This window comes from Pseudomonas fluorescens, assembly GCF_902497855.1.
GTDB lineage: Bacteria > Pseudomonadota > Gammaproteobacteria > Pseudomonadales > Pseudomonadaceae > Aquipseudomonas > Aquipseudomonas fluorescens_BI.
Map to the genome: position 1 here is coordinate 41,566 of NZ_CABVHU010000009.1, position 19,777 is coordinate 61,342.

Here is a 19,777-nt window from a genome sequence, read left to right on the forward strand (position 1 = left end):
CAAGGCTGGATGCCGCTCGTCCTGCCAGGACTAGCGCATGGTTCGCCGCTTCGGCCCAAGGGAAAGTGCGGTGATGCGATAGGCATCACCCACCCAGTTGCACAGCAGCGGTCGTGTACTGTCCGGCTCGATGATGTCGATCACGCCGAAGCGCTCGGCCGTCCGTAGCGGTGAAGCCAGGGCCTGGTAATGGGCCTCCAGTTCCTTGCGCCGGGCCAGCGGATCCTCGGCGGCGGCGATTTCCTGCTTATAGGCGGCCGCGACGCCACCCTCGATCGGGATCGAACCCCACTGCGCCGAAGGCCAGGCAAACCGGTGCGGCAATGCCGTGCCTGTCGGACCATGCCAGGGGCTGACCATGGCGCCGGCCAGTCCGACACAGCGGCGCAGCACGATGGTGATCACGGGCACGCTGGCCTGCTCGATCGCATGCACGGCCTGCATGGCGGCAACCAGGGTGCCTTGCATCTCTGCTTCTTGCCCGGTCATGACGCCCGGCTGGTCCACCAGGTAAATGAGCGGCAGATGAAAGGTGTCGCACAGGTCGATGAAACGGGTCTGCTTGAGCGCCGCCGCACGGGTCAACGCACCGCCGCCGACTCGCGGGTTGTTGCAGATGATCCCCACCGAATAACCATTGAGACGGGCAAACGCGGTGATGGTCGACGCGCCAAAATCCGGCGACATCTCGAACAGACTGTCTTTATCCACCAGCGACTTGAGGATCTTGTGCGGATTGAAAATCTTGCGCCGGTCATGGGGAATGGCGTCGTTGAGCCAGGCATCGCGCCGACCGGGTAAGTCGCTCGACGTCACATGCGGTGGCTGCTCCCAGACATTGCCAGGCAAATAGGACAAGAAGCGCTTGGCCAGATCCAGCGCCTCGGCGTCGGAGTTGGCGGCCAGGTTGATCATGCCGCTATAACGATGCACCTGGTCATAACCGCCCAGGTCGTTCTTGTCGATATCGATCCCGAACGCCTGCTTGACCACGGGCGGACCCGCCGCAAACACCTGGCTCTGGCCACGCACCATGATCGACAGGTGAGAGGCGGCGACCCGCAGCGCACCCAGCCCGGCGCAAGCGCCGTGGGCAATGCCGACGACCGGCACCGCCCCCAGCAGATTGGTGATGGGCAGCAGGGCATAACCCGGAATCTTGGTATGGCCAAGCTTGTCGAGCAGCTTCACGCTGCCACCGGCGCTGTCGATCATGCGGATGATCGGCAGCTTGTATTCCCAGGCATAACGATCGGCGTAGATCCATTTTTCAGCGACCGCCGCCTCCGACGAACCACCGCGAATGGTGAAATCATCGGCCGCCACCACGGTACGTCGCTGCCCGATCTTGCCCACGCCGACGACTGCCGTGCTCGGCGTCGCGGAAGTAATCTGGCCTTCTGGTGTGTACTTCACCGCGCCGGCCAATATGCCGAATTCCTCGAAGCTGTCGCTCTCGAGCAGATGACCGATGCGCTCACGCGCCGTGAGCTTGCCCTGGGCATGATGTTTTTCCACCGCTTGCGGCCCACCCAATGCATAGGCGATTTCCCGACGCGCGCGGATGTCGGCGAGCTCCAGCGACCATTCAGGGGCAACAGGCGTGCTCATGATGATTTCCTCTCAAGGCGCGCGAGATAGTCATCGCGCAAAATGTTTTTCACCACCTTGCCGGCGTTGTTGCGTGGCAGGGCATCGATGAACTCGATCAGACGTGGCTTCTTGTAGCCGGCGATCAGTGCGGCGCAATGGCTGCCGAGCGCCTCGCTGTCGACCCTGGTGCCTTCGTGCCTGACGACAAAGGCCACGATACGCTCGCCCCACTCAGGGTCGGGCAAGCCCAGGACCGCGACTTCGGCGACCTGCGGATGGCTTTCCAATGCATCCTCGACTTCCCGCGCATAGACGTTGAAGCCACCGGAAATGATCATGTCCTTGTTGCGCCCGACGATATAAAGGAAGCCCTGGGCATCGAGGTAACCGAGATCGCCCGAGTAGTACCAGCCATCGCGGATGGCCTCGGCCTCCAGATCGGGACGGCGCCAGAAAGCCACTTCGCCGATACCGAAACTCTCGAGCGCGATCTCGCCGATTTCACCCACCGGCAACTCCTCGCCCTGCCCGTCGCGTACGGTGATCTGCACATTGGCGGTCGGCTTGCCGCAGGAGCGCAGCACAGCGTCCTCGGCGTGTTCATGGGGATACAGCACTGCCAACGGCTGTACCGCCTCGGTCATTCCGTATTGCTGGCGCATCACCGGACCGAACCGCGCCATGGCTCGGCGGATCAGGTCGACGGAGGTCGGCGCGGTCCCGTAATGAATGCACTTGAGTGATGAAAGATCGGCCTCGACGCCGCTATCGAGTGTGTCGAGCAGGCGCGTGAGCATGGTCGGCACGCACATCATTTGCGTGATGCGATGGCGTTCGATTTGCTGCAGCGTCTCGACAGGCTCGAACTTGTGCAGGATCACATTGCGCGCACCACGCAGATAGCAGGGCAGCAAATGGACACCGGCGGCATGGGTCAAGGGGCCGACATGCAACATCGCATCCTCCACCCCCAGGCTGTATTCCATGGCGTAGAAGTGGTTGGTCAGGCGTTCGTACCAGCGCTTGACGGTGTAGGTGACACCCTTGGGTTTGCCTGTGGTGCCCGAGGTATAAGCGATTCGCAGCAACGCGTCGGGTGAAACCTGAACGCTGGGCGCGCTTGCCGGCATGGCAGCGAGCACTTGCCGATAATCCAGTACCTGCGGCGCCTGCCAGCCAAGCCCGAGCACATGGCGCAAGCTGGCGACACGATCGCGAACCCCTTCGCCGATCTCGCGGAATTGTGGTCCCACCACCAACAGGCTCGCACCGGCGTCGTCCAGGATGGCGATCTGCTCGGCCAGGGTATGCCGGGCATTGAGTGCGACATAAACCAGTCCCGCCTTCTCGACAGCGAACACGCTCTCGATTGCCTCGGGCGAGTTGTCGAGCAGCACAGCCACCCGTTCCCCAACCTGCAACCCGAGCGAAATCAAGGCGTGGGCCAGACGGTTACTGCCGGCTTCGACCTCTTCATAGGTCAGGCAGTCGTTGCCAAAGACCAGGGCGGTGCGACCACGGTGTTGTCGGGCCGCCCAACTGAGCATGAGTCCTGCGGTGCGTTTTTTTATCATGATAATTTTTGTCTTATTGTTGACAATTTGACACAGCACTCGGGAGTGTTGTGCCCCCGGTGTCAGTTATTCAAGCTGAGTCGATGCGGCTTGATGGGAAGCGTTGATCAGCTCCACCATCATTTGCGCGGCGACCGTGCTGCTGTTTTGCCTGAGTGCCTCGACCAGCTGACGCCAATGAATGACGGAAGCCTGCCGGCGCTCGGGAGAACGCAACCCCAAACGTGTGTAGCGCGCAGTCTGGATACCCAGCGCCCCCATCAGTTCGGCCAGCTGCTTGTTACCGCAGGCCTGGAACAACAGCGTGCTCAGGCGGTAACTGCCCTGTGCGTACTCATCCAGTGCATCCGCTTGCCCGGCGATCAGCTCCAGCCGGGTGACAATGGCGTCCATCTGATTCACGGCGCTGGCATCAAGGTCAACCAGGTACTTGGCCAGCAACCCGGCCAACACGGCGCGGATCTCGAACAGGTTGTCGATCTCCTGCCGGCTCAATGAAGTCACATGCGCGCCACGCTGGGGCACGATGGTCACCACGCCCACCTTTTCGAGAATGCGCAGGGCCTCGCGGATCGGACCACGGCTGACCTGGAAATGGTCGGCCAGTTCCTGTTCGCGCACCGAATCACCCGGCCCGTATTCACCACGAAGAATCGCAAGCGTGATGCTCTCGGCAATCTGCTCCGGCATCGTCAAAACGCGCTGGCGACCAGCCCGCATGATACCTATTGCACTACCGCCCTTGGCGGCCGATGCCGAACCTGCATTCATTGACATAGACTTCAATCGCACTCCATAAGCAAAACATCCTGGCCGTCTTTCACCACCTCGCCCTCGGCAACGAGAACGCTGACAACCCGACCCGGTTCCGCGGCCATCAAGGGAATTTCCATTTTCATGGACTCCATGATGACCAGCGTCTGATCTTCTTCAACGACATCGCCTTCGCGTACATGAATCTGCCATACCGTGCCGGCGACATCCGACTTGACCGCGATTGTACTCATTCTCGCCCCCTTCAAAACACTGTTGTTTTTCTGCATTCGCTGAGCCCTTCGCCGGCGCACGCTAGGCTTTTCCTATAAGGCCTGTGCAAACGACCTGGGCAATGATCAGTAAATTACATGATTGTAGGATTGTTGACAATCATACTTTTCGATGTTTTTATTCATCCAGGCAATTCGAACAACAAGAGGCCATCAGGCATGTCGCTCACACATAAAGAAGCACGCAGGATCCTGGAGATCCTGGATCACACGACGCATCTGGACTTTCTGGAAGTCCGCGTCGGTGACACCACACTCACTGCCAGCAAGTCGGGCACGATTCAGCGGTCGCTGGCGCCAGCCCAAGGCGCCTCGCAGGCAAAATCCGCACCGCCCGCTCCCGTGGTGGCGGTTGCGAGCGAACCCGAAGTGGCCGAGGGCCAAGTGGCGGTGCGCGCGACGATGATGGGTACCTTCTATCGCAAGCCCAGCCCCGACCAACCGTCCTTTGTCGAAGAAAACGCCACAGTGGAGGCAGGGACCCCCCTGTGCCTGGTCGAAGCCATGAAACTCTTCAACACAATCGCCTCCCCCGTTAACGGCCGCCTCGTGCGCATCGTCGCCCAGGACCTGCAGATGGTTCAGCGCGACCAGCTACTGATGATCATCGAACCGGAGGCATGCTGATGAGCACCGTTCCCGTGGCAACCCGCGACATTCGTCGAGTCCTGATTGCCAACCGTGGCGAAATTGCCGTGCGTATCGTGCGCGCTTGCAAAACCCTGGGTATCGAATCGGTGGCGGCCGTCTCCGAAGCCGACCAGGACAGCCTGGCAGCCCGCCTGGCCGACCACTGCGTGATCATCGGCCCAGCGCCGGCGGCGCAAAGTTACCTGTGCGCCGATCTGCTGGTGCGCACCGCACTGGAACACCGCTGCGACGCCATCCACCCCGGTTATGGCTTCCTTTCCGAGCGCTCGCATTTTGCTCAGGCCTGCGAAGACGCAGGTCTGGTGTTCATCGGCCCTTCGGCCGAAATCATCGATTCGATGGGCGACAAAATCACCGCCGTCGGCCTGGCGGAAAAGGCCGAAGTGCCGCGTGTGCCTGGCTCGGACGCCGTCGCCGATGCCGACACCGCACGCCGCATCGCCAGCGAAATCGGCTATCCCGTGCTGTTCAAGGCGACAGCCGGCGGTGGCGGGCGTGGCATGCGAATCGTGCGCAGCGATGAAGAAGCCGAGGCGGCGTTCCGTTCGGCTTCATCGGAAGCCCAGGCGGCCTTTGGCGATCCAACACTGTATGTCGAAAAATTCATCGAGCTGGCGCGCCATATCGAAATCCAGATCATGGGCGACCGCCATGGCAACGTGGTGCATCTGGGCGAGCGGGAGTGCTCGACGCAGCGCCGGCACCAGAAGCTGATCGAGGAAGCTCCGTCGCCCAGCCTCGCCACCGATACCCGGGAGCAGATGGGTGAATGCGCCGTACGCCTGGCGAAAAATGTCGGTTACTTCGGCGCGGGCACCATCGAATTTGTGGTCGATGACCGCGATGGCACCTTCTATTTTCTGGAAATGAACACCCGCATCCAGGTCGAGCATCCGGTGACAGAGATGATCACCGGCTTCGACCTGGTCGCCGAGCAGATTCGCATCGCCGCCGGCCTGCCGCTGTCGTTCACTCAGGCCGACGTCAAGCTGGTCGGCCATGCGATCGAATGCCGGATCAACGCCGAAGACCCGGACCGCAACTTCCTGCCGAGCCCGGGCCTGGTCAGCGAATGGCAGCCACCCCAAGGCCCGGGCGTCCGCGTCGATACCCACTGCTACAGCGGCGCCACCGTCCCGCCTTTTTATGACTCCCTGCTGGCCAAGCTGATCGTGCATGCGCCCACCCGCAGCGAGGCGATCGTGCGCATGCGCCAGGCGCTGGAGGACATGAAAGTGACAGGCCTGTCGACCACGGCCAGCTTCCATCATGCGGTGCTCGATCACCCGGATTTCGTCGCCGGCAAGGTCACCACCCGCTGGGTTGAAGACGTCTTCGTACCGGCCCGCAAACAGGCGTTGAAACAGGCCAAGGAGCGCGCATGAGCATGACAACATTGGTTGATGTCAGCCTGAGCGACGGTCAGACCGCCGCCTGGGACGGTGCCGCCAGCACGGCGATGCTGCTGGGCACGATGAATTCGCTTGGGCACGCTCGACTGGCCGCGATCGAGGTGTTGAGTCCGGCCGTGATCGCGCAGTGCATCCGCCGTGAGGAGAACCCGCTGCAACGGGTCGCTGCGCTGCGCCAGCGCGCCAATGGCACGCCCCTGCGTGCGACGGTAAACCTGCTGCCGGCCCATGGTTACATCGACGTGCTGTCTGGCGACGCACTGAACACGTGGCTACGCCTGCTGGCCAGCCATGGTGTCAGCGAAGTGGTACTGATCGATCCGCAGCTGGATTTCCAGCGCCTGGACAGTGCCATAAGGATGGCATTGGCCAACGGTCTGACCGCCATCGCCGCCCTGCCCTATGTAGACGATCATGAACATGACGACGCCTGCTATTCGGCCAGTGCCGCACGACTGGTCCAGGCCGGCGCACAGCGCATCATGCTGCGCGACGAAGCCGGCCTGCTGCATGTCGACCGCCTGCCCGGCTTGCTTTCGGCCTTGCGCAGTGGCCTGGAGGGGACCCCGCTGGATTTGCACACCCGCTGCCACACCAGCCTCGGCCCGCAAGTCGCGCTGGAGGCAATCCGACTCGGCATCGACCGTCTCGATGCCGCGTTGCCCGGTGTCGCCAACGGTGCTTCGACGCCCTCGCTGACACTGCTGGCCAGGTCTGCGGCGTTGCTCGAATTGCCGCTGCAATCACCGGACCAGGACCGTATCAAAGAAGCCCAGGCCCAGCTCGCTGCCGTAGCGGATCAGGAAGGGTTTGCCGACAGCCTGCCCTGGGCGTTCGACCTGGCACCTTACGCACACCAGTTGCCAGCGGAAATCGCCGCCCAGGCCATGCAGGCATTGCGCGAGCGCGGACGGCTGGCCGACCTGTTCGAGTTCTCCCATGAATGCACGCGCATTCGCCAGGAGCTCGGCCATCCGCCGATGTTGCAACCTTTCGCCCAGGCGATTGCGCGACAGGCATTCGAGCATCTCGACGCCAGCCCACGCTACGCGACACTGCAGCCGCTTCTGCGCCGCTGGCTGCAAGGCTGCTACGGCCCGATCGACACGACGTTGCACAGCCTGCAACAGCGCATCGGCGCCGTGGCGCACCCTGGCCGTGCGATCGATGTGCCGGCCACCGACGATGCGCTGGCCGCGCTGGTCTGCGGTTGCCCCGCGCTGCCGCTGTCGCACAGGCTTCATTATGAAATTCGCACCCCCGAGCAAGCCCTGACACACGGGCTGCTGCAGCGCTGGCCCGACTACAGCGTATTGAGCGTCACGGGCCCCGGCCTGTCCATCCATCTCGAACACAGCAAGGGGTGACATGTGCTGAATCAACTACGTGAAAAAGTGAGTGCGGAATTTGCCCGTACCGGCAAACGTCGGCGTATCCAGCTGGTCGACGCCACCCTGCGCGATGCGCACCAGTGCCTGTGGGCCACGCGCATGCGCACCGAGCACATGCTGCCGATGGCCGAGCGCCTGGATGCCTTGGGTTTCGATTTTATAGAAGCCATCGCACTGGTGCAGTTCGACGCCAGTGTACTGTTCCTCAACCAGAATCCGCTGGAGCGGCTGCGCCTGTTGTCCGAGCGGATCCGTCGTACTCCGCTGCGTGGCGTGGTGCGCAGCAATATGCTGCGCAGCTTCTACCCTGAACCGGACGATCTGAGCGAGCTGTACGTCGAACGCCTGGTCGCCAACGGTGCCCGCGACATCGGCTTTCTCGACTCACTGCATTGCTGGGATAACCTGGTGCCGGCGATCACCACCGCCAAGCGCCTGGGCGCTACCACCAATCTTGCGATGATTTACAACCTGGCTCCAGGCTACGACGCGCCGTTCTACGCTGCAAAGGCGCGCGAGGCCATCCAGCGCTTCGACATCGACGCCTTTACCTTCGGCGACGCCGGGGGCAGCCTGACCGTGGAGCAGGTACGCAGCATTGTGCCGGCAATCAAGGCAGTGATCGGTGATCGGCCGCTCGAAGTGCTCACTCACTGCCTTAACGCAACCGGCTCGCTGGTGGCGCTGGAAGCAGCCGTACACGGCGCCGACCGTCTGCTGTGCTCGATCGATCCGCTGGCCAACGGCAATGCCGGGCCGTCGGCGCAGATGCTGGCGCGCAACCTGCGCGAGATCGGCTTCGAGGTCGACTTCGACGATCGCGCCGCTGACGAGATCGGCGACTACCTCGCCGGCATCGCCGAAGAGAATGGCTTTCCCCTGGGTGTCCCGGCGGAATACGACCCGGCTCACTTCGCCACCCAGTACGCCGGCGGCGCCATGTCCAACCTGCAGTCGCAGCTGCAGCTGGCGGGTATCGCCGACAAGCTGCCGGTAGTGCTCGATGAGATCGCCCGCATCCGCGTGGAACTGGGCTCACCGGTGATGGCCACGCCCTTCCCCGCCATGATCGCCGCGCAGGCGGTGATGAACGTGCTGAGCGGTGAGCGTTATAAAGTGGTGCCGGACGAAGTGAAAAAGTACGTGTGCGGTTATTTCGGCGCCCTGCCCCTGCCGGTGGATCCCGAGATCAAGGATCGCGTGCTCGCCAACGGCTCCCGTGAAATTGCCACCACGCCGCCCGTGCTGGCGCCGAGAGTTCCCGAGCTACGTAGCCGCTACCCCGGCCTGTCGGATGACGAGCTGCTGCTGCGCGCCATGTACGGCGACGAAAAGATCACCGGGCTTGCACCGACCGTAGTCGACGACACCTTCAGCGTGCGCCGCCCGCTGCACGAACTGATCGCAGGCCTGGCCCGGCTCCCGGAGCAACGTCATGTGCATATCGCCATGGCCGGTTTCGAATTGCGTACCCACTGAGGCTGCCATGTCGACTCCCCTTTCTGCACGGCCAATACCGCAACCCACCAGCGAAACGGCCGCCTATTGGGCGGCCGCCCAGGAGCAGCGACTGGTGATCCAGCGTTGCGCCAGTTGCGGCCACTGCCAGTTTTACCCACGGGCGTTTTGCATCGAGTGCCTGTCCGAGCGCATTGAATGGATCAATGCCAGCGGCCAGGGGCGAATCTACAGTTACACGGTCTGTCGGATCGCCCCCTCGCCGGCCTTCGAGGCCCGGCTGCCCTATGTCGTGGCGCTGATAGACCTCGACGAAGGCGTACGCATGCTGGCCAACCTCCTCGATGTCGAGCTTGAGGACGTCGCCATCGGTGCCCGCGTCGGCGTCTGTTTCGAGGCCGTCAGCGAGTCCTGCACGCTGCCCCAGTTCACTCTTTTGGATTAGCCGCCACCATGGAAATGATTACCGACCACTTCGATGCCGGCGCGAATCGCCACCCGGATAATGTCTGCCTGCAAGGCACAGGCTTCAGCCTCACCTACGCCGAGGTCCAGGCCGACTCCCATGCCATCGGCCATGCCTTATCATTGCTGGACTTGAGTTCAACCCATGTCGGCGTATTGGCGCCCAACCATCCGCTGAGCTTCGTCGCCATGCTGGGCGCCTTGCGCGCCGGGGCCACCTTCATTCCCCTGAATGCCCGGGATTCGATCGACAGCCTGATCTGGTTCATGAGTTTCACCCGGGTTTGCGTGCTGGTGGTGCATTCGCAGTACTTCGAGCATGCCGAGCGCATTCGTGCAGGCGTGCCTACCCTGAAAACCCTGATCGGCCTGGACGAGCCCATGGCCGGCCTGAGCATCGCCAACTGGTGCCGGGAACACGCCAGCCAGCGTTGCAGGGTGCGCCGGACCCTCGATGACACCGCCCTGATCAAATCCTCAGGCGGCACCACCGGTCGGCCGAAGGCGATCATGCAAAGCCATCGCGCGCTGCTGGCCTGCTACCGCATCAGCAACCAGTTCATGCCGCCAGCAAAAAAACCGGCGCATCTGGTCGTGGCACCGCTGACCCACGCGGCCGGCGCTACCGCCATGGCGTTGTCGAGTTTTGGCACGCGCAACGTGATCGCGCCATCCGCCGACCCCGGTGCAGTCCTCGAAACCATCGAACGGGAACGCATCACTCACCTGTTCCTGCCGCCGACCCTGATCTATCGACTGCTGTCGCATCCGGACGCCCAAACCCGTGATTGCTCGTCACTGGAATACGTGATCTACGGTGCCGCGCCGATGTCCGTGGACAAACTGCGCGAGGGCATCGCCCTGTGGGGGCCGGTGTTCGTTCAGGCCTACGGCCAGTCCGAAGTGCCAGGGGTGATCACGGTGCTGACCCGCGAAGACCACATGCGTGATGGTAAGCACCTGGGCTCCGCCGGCCGTCCCACCGGCGCCTGCGAAGTGGCGCTGATGGATGAAGAAGGCAGGCTCGTCGAGCCCGGCGAGCGCGGCGAAATCGTCGCCCGTGGCGAGCTGGTCGCTCCCGGTTACTACGACAACCCGCAGGCCAATGCCGAGGCACAACGCTTTGGCTGGCATCACACCGGTGACATTGGCGTGTTCGACGAAGGGGGTTACCTGTACATCGTCGATCGCACCAAGGACATGATCATCTCCGGTGGCTTCAACATTTACCCGAGCGAGATCGAGCAGGTGATCTGGGCGCATCCGGCGGTGATGGACTGTGCGGTAGTCGGCATTCCCGATCCGGACTGGGGCGAGAAGGTCATCGCCGTGATCGAACTCAAGGCAGGCGCCACTGCCACCGCCGAAGAGTTCGTCACCACCTGCCGCGAAAAACTCGGCAGCCTGAAGACGCCCAAACAGGTGCTGTTCTGGCAGAGCCTGCCACGCAGCCCGGTGGGCAAGGTGTTGAAGAAAGACGTGCGTGCGCAGCTCATTGCACAGGAGCCTCAAGCATGACGCCCGACACTTCCCGCCTGGCGGGCCATTACGCCATTGTCGGCGTGGGCGAGGCCGGCCTCGGCAAGGCCCGTCCGGGTGATACCGCGCTGGCGCTGCAATGCCGGTCGGCCCGCGACGCCTTGCTCGATGCCGGGCTCACCCTGGCCGATGTCGATGGCGTTTTCGCCCACTGGGACGACCGCGCCAACGCGCTGCTGGTGAGCGAATACCTGGGGATCACGCCGCGCTACGTCGACAGCACGGTGGTGGGCGGTGGCTCGCCGCTGACCCACTTGATCCACGCCATGGCCGCGATCGACGCCGGTTTGTGCTCGGTGGCGCTGGTCACCTATGGCAGTACCCAACGCCTGGATCACAGCCGCCACCGTGGCGGCGTGATCACCGACCCGCGCTCGCCGTCGGGCCAGTTCGTCGCGCCCTACGGCGTGCTCAGCCCGATCAGTTGGTACGCGATGCTCGCGCAGCAGTATTTGCATCGCTATCAGGCAAACGCAGAGGACCTCGGCGAAGTGGCGATCAATGCCCGGCGCTGGGCGCAACTGCATCCACAAGCCACGCTGCGCAAACCCCTGACCATGGAGGAATATCTGGCTTCACCGCTGATTTCGGACCCCTTGCGCAAGGCCGATATCTGTCTGGTCAGCGACGGTGCCGGGGCGTTGCTCCTCACCCGGGCCGAACAGGCTCGTACGTTGGCCAGGCCACCCGTGTTCATCCGTGGGTTCGCCGATACCTACCGGCATCACGTGACACCGTTGGGCTCGACCGACTGGCTCGACCCAGGCGTCATCGCCGGTTGTGCCGAACAAGCCTTGGGCATGTCGGGAATCGCGCGTAGCGAGTTGAGCATGGTGCAGATCTATGACGCCTTCACCATCAACGTACTGGTTGCACTCGAGGCCATGGGCTTCTGCGCGCCCGGCCAGGCCGGGGCGTTCCTGCGCAGCGGCATCGCTGCGCCCGGTGGCGCATTACCGGTGAATACCTCGGGCGGCGGGCTGGCCTTCAATCACTCCGGTCAGTTCGGCATGCAATTGATGATCGAATCCGTGCGCCAGCTGCGTGGCGAATGCGGCGAGCGTCAGGTCGCCAATGCCAGCAGCTGCCTGGTCCAGGCCAGTGGACTGCTGATGTCGGCATTCATGTCCATGGTGCTGGCCAACTGACGCATCGTCTGATCACCGCAAGTCCTGCGCAACATTCGTCGCGGCGACATCGTCGGACGTGCCGTCATTGTTCCCAATGAGACTTACCCATGACTCACGAACACACATCACCCGAACAAGAACTGCACTCGCGCCGCGCAAGCACCCTGCAAATGGGCGGCGAAGCCAAGCTCCAGGCGCGGCGCGACGCCGGCGTGCTCAACGCACGGGAACGCCTGGACGGCCTGCTGGATCCGCAGTCGTTCAGCGAGATCGGCATGCTCGCCCATTCGTCCCGCGCTGAGGACCGGGACAGCACGCCCGCCGATGGCAAGATCACCGGTTTTGGCCGTATCGACGCGCGCCGGGTGGCCGTCGTGTCCAACGACATGACGGTCAAAGGCGCCTCTTCCTCGTGGATCAATGCCCGCAAGATCGCTTACATGAAGGAATGTGCTACCCGCAACGGCATGCCGCTGATCTTCCTCGGGGAGTCGTCGGGCCAGCGCATGCAGGACGCGATGGGCGCGGCGAGCATGGCCAGTGGCGGTCAGGATGCCCAGCAATACTGCCGGCGCCGCGAGATCCCCTGGGTCAGCGCGGTGCTCGGCCCTTGCTTCGGCTCGGCGAGCTGGTACTCGTGTCTGGCCGACTTCACGGTGATGCGCAAAGGTGCACTGCTCGCCGTCTCCAGCCCGAAGGTCACCTCGGTGGCGATCGGCGAGTCTTCAGATACCGAAGAGCTCGGTGGCTGGCGCATGCACGCTGAAATCACCGGGCTGGCCGACATGGTGGTCAACAATGACCAGGAAGCCTTGGCCGCCATCCGCCGCTTTCTCAGTTACCTGCCCTCTCACTCGAACGAGACACCAGCCGTACGGCCCTGCGATCCCGAAGACCGGCCGGATTCGTCGGGACCCGAAAGCATCGTCCCGGCCGAGCGCAGCAAGACCTACGACATGCGCAAGCTGCTCGCCACGCTGGTCGATCGCGACAGTCTGTTCCCGCTCAAGGACCGCTTCGGCCGCTCGGTGGTCACCGCCCTCGCCCGTCTTGAGGGGGCCAGCATCGGCATCGTCGCGTCCAACCCGCAATTCAAGGGCGGCGCCCTGGATGCCGATGCCTGCCGCAAGGCCACCGGCTTCATCGCCCTGTGTGACTCGTTCAATATCCCGCTGGTATTTCTCGTCGATACGCCCGGTTTCCTAGTGGGCATCGAAGGCGAGAAACGCAGCGCGCCGGCGCACATCATGAACATGATTCACGCAGTACAACTCTGTTCAGTGCCGAAGCTATCGGTGATCGTACGCAAGAGTTTCGGCCAGGCTTACCTGAACTTCGGCGGAGGCCGCAACAGCGACCAGTCGGCAGCCTGGTGCACGGCCGATGTCAGCTTCGTCGACCCCGGCGTTGCGGTCAGCGTCGTGCATGACGTCACACGCGAAGCCGATCCCGAGCGCTATGACCGGCTGCGTGCCGAGTTCTCGAAAGACACGTCGGCCTTTGCCCTCGCGGGTGCAATGGGTACGCACGAAGTGATCGCACCGCGGGAAACCCGGCGTTTTCTTGTCGAGGCACTCGTGGCTCAGCGGCGCGCAATCAATAACGGTATTGGGCGGCATGAAATGAGTACGTGGCCAACCTACTTTTAACCGGCGACCAGCTTGTTTTTAATCACTGATAGGTGGCGAATTTCGGCCGCCAAAACGAGGCGCCTCTGGCTCTGGCTCGTGGTCGATGTAGAATCAACCGCGTATCAACCTGCTCGAAGGCGCAAGACCGCCACCTCATCCCACCTCAACAAGAGATCCCCATGGCAAACCACGACATCACCTTCGTACCCGATCCCGACGCGGAATCCATCTCCTCCGACGTCGCCGGTTTCGGCGGCCTCCTGGTCTCCACCCAGATCCCTACCCGTGTTGATGGCAGCCTGGAACTCGGCGGCATCGTCGAGCAAAGCGAGTGCACTTTGCAGGCACTGAAGATCGCGCTGGAGCGCGCCGGCAGTTCCATGGACCGGGTCCTGCACCTGACCATCTACTTCACCGACATGGCCGACCGCGCGGCCTTCAACGAGGTCTACCAGCGCTTCTTCGCCAAGCCCTGGCCGGTGCGCGCCGCCGTGGGCGTGGCCTCACTGGCAGTGGAAGGCATGCGTGTGGAAGTCACCGCAATGGCCGCCAAGGGCTGAGCCCGCCAGCGCGCGCGGAAAACCTCCGACGGTGTACGGACGGTGGCCGGGGATTTTACCCGGGCCACCGCCATCGCAGCGGCCGTCAGTACGACCGGCTGCGGGCAGCCAAGGATGGATTGAGAAAATACAGGCTTTGCCAAAAGCCCCTACAACTGGCCGTGTAGCTTTCTGCGTTACATGTAGACATCTGCTATACAAACTGGCTATGCTCTGGTTGTGGGCACTTACAGGCGCCCCAGAAAAACAGGACCAAAACCATGACCACTCTATTGCCTGCAGAATCTGCTGCAAAAGACAGATCCAAACCCGTTCCAATCAACATGCGGGTCGACTTCAGGAAACGAGACTTGATCGATGTGGCCGCAGCCATTTCGGGAAGCGACCGGACCAGCTTTATCCTGGATGCTGCTTGTAAAAAAGCTGAGGAAGTCATTCTGGATCAACGCCTGTTCGTCCTTGCCAACCATGAGTTTGATGCCTTTGAACAAGCGTTGGAGTCAAACCCGTTAAGGAGTAACGAATGTCTGCACCGCCTGCTGGAAAGGCCACCTCGCTGGAGCTGACTGCGCCGGAAAAACTGAAGGACATTCACGATCTGAGCGCCTTCGATTGTGGCGACGACTCGATCAACGAATACTTGGCAAAAAAGGCTTCCAAAGCCCAGGACTCCAGATTTGCCACAGTGTTCGTCACCTGCCTGAAGGGCAGCAAAACCGTCGTTGGTTATTACACGTTGTCGAGCGGCATGATCATTCGCGCCAACGTGGTACCCAAGAAGGCGCAACGCAATTCACCCGACCAGCACCCGATTACGATTTTGGGGCGAATGGGAGTATGCAAGTCCGCTCAAGGCACCGGGCTTTCGATCGATCTGCTCAGAGATGCCATTATTCGTGCGATCGCAGCATCCAGCGAAGTCGGATCAACCGCCCTCGTAGTTCACCCTCTGAATGAAAGACTGGTGACGCTTTATGGAAAAGCCGGGTTCATCCGCAGCCCACAACTTTCCCCAATTACGATGATGCTTCCCCTCTCCTGATTGATTAAGTACGGCCTCTTTCCGGCTTCGGCGATTGCCATGTGAAAGGGGAGCAAGACGGAGTCGACAGCACAAAAGATCAAGCCCCGAAAAAATTCCGGGGCTTGAGTTGCCACACTCCGGGATCAGGACTTGCGTCCGCCACCGGGGTTTTGATCACCGCCTTTACGGCCGGCCTCGTTGGGTCTGTCCATGTCCATGTCATCGGTTAAGTTGCCGCTGCGGCCGCTACCTTGGCCACCGCCGGTCATCTTATCAGCGTCCGAATGCCGTCCGCCCGACGCCTGGCCACCCTTTTGGCCAGTTTGTGAGGCTTTTTCCTTGTCATCGGCCATGTTGTCACCGCGGCCGCTGCCCTGTCCGCCGCCAGTGGAGCGATTTGGATCACTCGACTGCCCGCCCGAAGCCTGGCCACCTTTTTGGCCTGCTTCGGCAGCACGTTGTGGATCGTTGGCAAAATTGCCACCTGATGCCTCTCCGCCTTTCTTGCCGGCTTGCGAGGCCTTGTCCCGGTCGTTGCCAAAGTTTCCGGGATTGTTGTTTCCGGTATTGGCCATTTCTGTTTACCTCTGATTGTCAGTGACGAGCGCATTGCTCGTATACTTCCGAGGGCCTGGAAATTCGAAAGTTTGAATGCAAATGCACTTCTCGCGACGAGCGGAACCAGGCGCTTGGTTCCAAATAAAAGCGGGCGAATCGACTGGCGGCAACGTAGCTGAAGATCATCCTGGTGGCTGGATTTTTCTCAGAATCGGTCAATCCTTTTTCTAAGGGTAAAAAGGACCGAAATTCCTGCCACTGAAGCTAATCAGGAGGCAAGCCGATGACCGAACACATCATCCATTTCCACTGCCAGATCGATCAGGGAACGACCGAACGCTTCAGGGACTGTTGCCTCGAAGCCATCGACCAGGGCGCGACCTCGCTGTTGCTGAATCTGTCTACCTGCGGTGGAAGCACCAATTTCGGCTTCACGCTCTACACCTTCCTCAAGTCGTTGCCCGTGCCGCTGTGCGCAATCAACGCCGGCAACATAGAATCGATGGGCATCATCATGTTCCTGGCGGCGAATCGCCGTATCACCTCGCCCCACTCGCGCTTCCTGATACACCCGATGAACTGGTACTTCAGCCAGAAATCGGTTGACCATCAACGCCTGCGCGAATACCTGTCGAGCCTCGACAACGACCTTGCCCGCTATGTGCAGATCTATGCCCTCGAAACCGCCGAGGCGACCACCAAACTCGATATTTTTCATTGCCTTTCAGCGGAAGAGAAAGTCATCGCCGCACACGAATCCCTGGCCTACGGCATCGCGCACGAGATGAAACAGATGGTTTTTGCCGATGATGTCAAACACTGGAAAGTCAGTGGTGGATGAAAGCGGCACATTGGCCAAAATCAGCTAAAGTGAAAAGTCTGAAATCGTTTTATGTGATCCAAATCAACCAGTAATCAGGACTGAGCAATCCTTTTGAATTTTTTTTGACGCGGCCACTCTTTTGTCTATGAGCAAATGGAGGGGCCTCATGAATACCTGTCTTTACGTCATTGAGTACAAGCTTCACGGGGAGCCGAAGTCTTTCATCATCCGGGCAAAAATGATGCGCAACGCCGATGCATGGCATTGGGCAAGCTGTGATGCAGGAATAGCTCCCATACCTAAACCAGGCAGACCGCCGCTTAAAATCATCTCCAAGCCTCAAGCGGAGAAGTATGGAGTGACTGACGTTAAATGGCGCGAATCCGCAAAATTGGATTGGACAGAGGTTTCAACGTCATGACCCAAAACCCGCAGCAATTCGTGGTCACCGATATCAATGAACAACGCAGGGTGATGCTGAAAAAAATCGGCAATACCGCTATCCGCACGCATCACCGGGCCAGTTGTCATTGTGGCGCCGTCATTCTGGAGATCCACCTGCCGGACGGTGTTCCCGATCCACACCGCTGCGACTGCTCGTTCTGTAAACGCAAAGGCGCAGTCGTCGCAGCAGTCGACTGGGCGGACCTGAAGGTGATCAGGGGCAAGACAGCGCTGTCGAGATACCAATTCGGCAAGCATGTGGCCGAGCATTACTTCTGTAAAAACTGTGGTACCTATACCCACCATCGACGCAGCAACAATCCGGAAGAGTTCGGTTTCAACATTGGCTGCCTGGAGGGGGTCAATCCCTTCGACCTGAACGATGTCCCGGTCGCGGATGGCGGGGTCTGGAGTTCACTGTGAAGCCCGGGGAATGCGGTGTTTGCTGATGGCCTGAACTAAAACGGGAGGTCCATTGCAGACCTCCCGTCACAGCCTGTTTACGAAGTACCCAGTCCTCGCGACAGGTCGGTTGCGCTCCCTGCACTCGCTCCATTCGCTGTGCTCGCTTCGCTGGTGGATGCCGTGCGCTGTTCCCCTTCCGGCTTGACGTCCATATCCGGCTGATCCGTCGTCTTTGTCACCGTGTCGCGCACCGCCTCGAACCCCTCCCGAGCCTGTTGCTTGACCTTGTCGGCCAGCCCTGCGCTGGTCTTGCCCAGGTAGCGTTGCTCAGTCGCCGTCGAAGGCAATGCCGCGCCCAACATGGCACCCAGCGCGATGCCCGCGGCGGCGACCATCAGCGGTTGTTCCTGCAGCAAATGCCTGAACTGATCACTGACCACTTGGGTGCTGCGGACAAGACGGTCACTGGCATCATGCATGGCATGGCTGATGTTTTCCGTGGCCGCCCCCAAATTGTCGCTCAGGTTCGCCGCCTTGCCCTTGACCGACTGATAGCCATCCTTGAAGGTATCAGCGGTCTGGTGCAGATGGTCACGCGCGCTGTCGATACCGTCGCTCAAGCCATCAACCCACTCCCCGGCCTTGTCCACCGCGCTCGGGCCAGTGCGATAGACCGGACGTGGCGTCGGAGGACGGTTCTGACTCATCATCAACCACAGCAAACCAACCGACGTCAGCACAGCGGGCACCGGGTTGTTACGTACGCTGGTCCCCAGGTTGGTCAGGAACGTCGTGCCGTTGCTTTGCATCATCCCCAACGCCTGGTCGAACATCTGGCCCGGCGTAAACTTGCTTTCCAGGGCATCGACGATATTGCCGATGCTTGCTCGCTGCGCATCGATTTCGCGCTCGATGGCTTCCGGACTTTTTTCCGATTCAATGTCCAATTCACGGTTCATGAGACTTTCCTCCGCAGCGCTTCCTGGTCTTTGTTCAAGGCGCCCAGCGTGCGTTCAGGCTTGAAGTGGGACGGCTCGAATTGTTTCTTCCCCGACTGCAGCATGACGAATCCGACAATCATCACTACAACGCCCACAATCAGCGCTGCCAACCACGGCGCCATCACCATGCTCAGGCCGTAGACGGCGGACATCAGTAAAATGATGAACCCCGCCAGCAGCACAATCGCTCCCCCCGCCATACCGGCAATGCCGGCCTTGAGCGTGGTGAGGCTGGCTTGCAACTCGGCCTTGGCCAATGCCAGTTCCTTGGTGAAGAGATCGGGTACTTCGCGGGACAACTGCCGCAGCAATCCGACGACCGAAGCGTCCTGTTCAGGGGCAGACAGCGGTCTTGAGTTGGGCAGGTCCGGATCTTTTCTGTTCATCACAGTTCTCCTTTGAAAGAAGTCGAACCAGGTGTCGACGGCGAGGCAAAGTCCGAAGGGTGGCCTGGTTCATCCGACGAGGCCGGCGTGCTCCCGGTCGCCAGCCCAGGCCCCGGATCGGTGCGCGACGCAACGGAGGTTTCATAGGGTTGATGCGCGCCAAAACCACCAGACGGTGGCACGGAGCTGCCAGCTGCCGGGTCGCTGGCATCGAAGGTCGCCGCGGGGCTGCTGCCGGCTTTCAGGAAGCGCGACAAGCCAAAGCCCAGCGCGATGCTGCCGGCGATGAACAGGGCTGGATTGTTACGCGCCAGGTCGGCACTGTCATGGAGCAACTGTTCGGCACTTTTACCGCGCAGACTCCCTGCCAGGCCGCTCATGGACTGCGCCATGTCCGAGAGGTAGTCGGACATGCCGAGCGTGTCCTTGCTTTCAAGCTCGGACACGAAAGACTTGGCGCCCTTGGCCAGTGCCTCGATCTGATCCGCCGCGGTGTCACGGTACTGTCCGAACTGCGCATCGACCTGTTGCCTCGCGTCGCCGAGCACCTCCGTGACGTCTTCCTTTAAATGTTGAAAGTCTTGTTCGGGTCGCCCAATGTCGTCTTGATTGTCTGACTGAGTCCCAGCTCTGCTGTCTGAAGTGTTCATGACGTTCCTCGCCTTCCGTATAAAAAAAGCGTTACA

The 19,777-nt window shown here is 61.3% G+C and carries 22 protein-coding genes; 14 read left to right on the plus strand and 8 right to left on the minus strand.

Annotated features, from left to right (window positions below):
• Window positions 1-30: 30 nt before the first annotated feature.
• The 4 genes from F8N96_RS18505 to F8N96_RS18520 all read right to left on the minus strand — a co-directional run bounded on the left by F8N96_RS18505 (window position 31) and on the right by F8N96_RS18520 (window position 4,210).
• Window positions 31-1,611 carry an acyl-CoA carboxylase subunit beta gene (locus F8N96_RS18505; RefSeq protein WP_150799003.1) on the minus strand — a complete coding sequence of 527 codons (1,581 nt, stop codon included), beginning with the start codon at window positions 1,609-1,611 and terminating at the stop codon, window positions 31-33.
• Window positions 1,608-3,167 (minus strand): class I adenylate-forming enzyme family protein, encoded by a 1,560-nt coding sequence (locus tag F8N96_RS18510; protein ID WP_150799004.1) that lies wholly within the window; start codon window positions 3,165-3,167, stop codon window positions 1,608-1,610. The genes F8N96_RS18505 and F8N96_RS18510 overlap by 4 nt, the downstream gene beginning before the upstream one ends.
• A gap of 66 nt (window positions 3,168-3,233) precedes the next feature.
• Window positions 3,234-3,944, minus strand: coding sequence for a GntR family transcriptional regulator (locus F8N96_RS18515; RefSeq protein ID WP_150799005.1), 711 nt, complete (start codon window positions 3,942-3,944; stop codon window positions 3,234-3,236).
• Between the two features lie 5 nt (window positions 3,945-3,949).
• Complete coding sequence (locus F8N96_RS18520; protein WP_224794109.1) at window positions 3,950-4,210, minus strand: acetyl-CoA carboxylase biotin carboxyl carrier protein subunit; 261 nt, start codon at window positions 4,208-4,210, stop codon at window positions 3,950-3,952.
• 162 nt (window positions 4,211-4,372) lie between these two features.
• Here F8N96_RS18520 and F8N96_RS18525 point away from each other — a divergent pair, with 162 nt between their 5' ends.
• The 11 genes from F8N96_RS18525 to F8N96_RS18575 all read left to right on the plus strand — a co-directional run bounded on the left by F8N96_RS18525 (window position 4,373) and on the right by F8N96_RS18575 (window position 15,492).
• Window positions 4,373-4,840, plus strand: coding sequence for an acetyl-CoA carboxylase biotin carboxyl carrier protein (locus F8N96_RS18525; RefSeq protein WP_191630762.1), 468 nt, complete (start codon window positions 4,373-4,375; stop codon window positions 4,838-4,840).
• Complete coding sequence (gene accC / locus F8N96_RS18530; RefSeq protein WP_150799007.1) at window positions 4,840-6,249, plus strand: acetyl-CoA carboxylase biotin carboxylase subunit; 1,410 nt, start codon at window positions 4,840-4,842, stop codon at window positions 6,247-6,249. Before F8N96_RS18525 ends, accC begins: the two co-directional genes overlap by 1 nt.
• Window positions 6,246-7,643, plus strand: coding sequence for a hypothetical protein (locus F8N96_RS18535; protein WP_150799008.1), 1,398 nt, complete (start codon window positions 6,246-6,248; stop codon window positions 7,641-7,643). The genes accC and F8N96_RS18535 overlap by 4 nt, the downstream gene beginning before the upstream one ends.
• Window positions 7,644-7,646: 3 nt before the next feature.
• Entirely contained in the window at window positions 7,647-9,146 is a 1,500-nt protein-coding gene (locus F8N96_RS18540) for a carboxylase (protein WP_150799009.1), read from the plus strand.
• 7 nt (window positions 9,147-9,153) lie between these two features.
• Window positions 9,154-9,570 (plus strand): Zn-ribbon domain-containing OB-fold protein, encoded by a 417-nt coding sequence (locus tag F8N96_RS18545; RefSeq protein WP_150799010.1) that lies wholly within the window; start codon window positions 9,154-9,156, stop codon window positions 9,568-9,570.
• An 8-nt stretch (window positions 9,571-9,578) separates the two neighbouring features.
• Window positions 9,579-11,108 carry an AMP-binding protein gene (locus F8N96_RS18550; protein ID WP_150799011.1) on the plus strand — a complete coding sequence of 510 codons (1,530 nt, stop codon included), beginning with the start codon at window positions 9,579-9,581 and terminating at the stop codon, window positions 11,106-11,108.
• Window positions 11,105-12,277, plus strand: coding sequence for a thiolase C-terminal domain-containing protein (locus F8N96_RS18555; protein WP_150799012.1), 1,173 nt, complete (start codon window positions 11,105-11,107; stop codon window positions 12,275-12,277). Before F8N96_RS18550 ends, F8N96_RS18555 begins: the two co-directional genes overlap by 4 nt.
• A gap of 89 nt (window positions 12,278-12,366) precedes the next feature.
• Complete coding sequence (locus F8N96_RS18560; protein ID WP_150799013.1) at window positions 12,367-13,908, plus strand: acyl-CoA carboxylase subunit beta; 1,542 nt, start codon at window positions 12,367-12,369, stop codon at window positions 13,906-13,908.
• A gap of 161 nt (window positions 13,909-14,069) precedes the next feature.
• Window positions 14,070-14,450, plus strand: a complete 381-nt coding sequence (locus F8N96_RS18565) for a RidA family protein (RefSeq protein WP_150799014.1) — start codon at window positions 14,070-14,072, stop codon at window positions 14,448-14,450.
• Between the two features lie 260 nt (window positions 14,451-14,710).
• The gene (locus tag F8N96_RS18570; protein WP_150799015.1) at window positions 14,711-15,016 is read left to right on the plus strand and encodes a DUF1778 domain-containing protein; all 306 of its coding nucleotides are present in this window, start codon (window positions 14,711-14,713) and stop codon (window positions 15,014-15,016) included.
• Window positions 14,974-15,492, plus strand: coding sequence for a hypothetical protein (locus F8N96_RS18575; RefSeq protein WP_150799016.1), 519 nt, complete (start codon window positions 14,974-14,976; stop codon window positions 15,490-15,492). The genes F8N96_RS18570 and F8N96_RS18575 overlap by 43 nt, the downstream gene beginning before the upstream one ends.
• A gap of 125 nt (window positions 15,493-15,617) precedes the next feature.
• On the opposite strand, the gene F8N96_RS18580 is transcribed toward F8N96_RS18575, so the two are convergent.
• Window positions 15,618-16,049 (minus strand): general stress protein, encoded by a 432-nt coding sequence (locus F8N96_RS18580; RefSeq protein ID WP_150799017.1) that lies wholly within the window; start codon window positions 16,047-16,049, stop codon window positions 15,618-15,620.
• A gap of 266 nt (window positions 16,050-16,315) precedes the next feature.
• Here F8N96_RS18580 and F8N96_RS18585 point away from each other — a divergent pair, with 266 nt between their 5' ends.
• From F8N96_RS18585 to F8N96_RS18595, 3 genes are all read left to right on the plus strand, one after another.
• Complete coding sequence (locus F8N96_RS18585) at window positions 16,316-16,873, plus strand: ATP-dependent Clp protease proteolytic subunit (RefSeq protein ID WP_150799018.1); 558 nt, start codon at window positions 16,316-16,318, stop codon at window positions 16,871-16,873.
• Between the two features lie 148 nt (window positions 16,874-17,021).
• Window positions 17,022-17,276 carry a DUF6555 family protein gene (locus F8N96_RS18590; RefSeq protein ID WP_150762818.1) on the plus strand — a complete coding sequence of 85 codons (255 nt, stop codon included), beginning with the start codon at window positions 17,022-17,024 and terminating at the stop codon, window positions 17,274-17,276.
• A complete protein-coding gene (locus F8N96_RS18595; protein WP_224789538.1) occupies window positions 17,273-17,722 on the plus strand; it encodes a GFA family protein in 450 nt (149 codons plus the stop codon). The genes F8N96_RS18590 and F8N96_RS18595 overlap by 4 nt, the downstream gene beginning before the upstream one ends.
• Before the next feature lie 77 nt (window positions 17,723-17,799).
• Here F8N96_RS18595 and F8N96_RS18600 read toward each other — a convergent pair whose 3' ends face one another.
• Genes F8N96_RS18600 through F8N96_RS18610 form a run of 3 tightly spaced genes read right to left on the minus strand, consistent with a single transcriptional unit; the run spans window position 17,800 to window position 19,741 of the window.
• Complete coding sequence (locus F8N96_RS18600; RefSeq protein ID WP_150799019.1) at window positions 17,800-18,663, minus strand: DUF3618 domain-containing protein; 864 nt, start codon at window positions 18,661-18,663, stop codon at window positions 17,800-17,802.
• Complete coding sequence (locus F8N96_RS18605) at window positions 18,660-19,091, minus strand: phage holin family protein (protein WP_150799020.1); 432 nt, start codon at window positions 19,089-19,091, stop codon at window positions 18,660-18,662. The genes F8N96_RS18600 and F8N96_RS18605 overlap by 4 nt, the downstream gene beginning before the upstream one ends.
• The gene (locus F8N96_RS18610) at window positions 19,091-19,741 is read right to left on the minus strand and encodes a hypothetical protein (RefSeq protein WP_150799021.1); all 651 of its coding nucleotides are present in this window, start codon (window positions 19,739-19,741) and stop codon (window positions 19,091-19,093) included. The genes F8N96_RS18605 and F8N96_RS18610 overlap by 1 nt, the downstream gene beginning before the upstream one ends.
• Window positions 19,742-19,777: the final 36 nt, after the last annotated feature.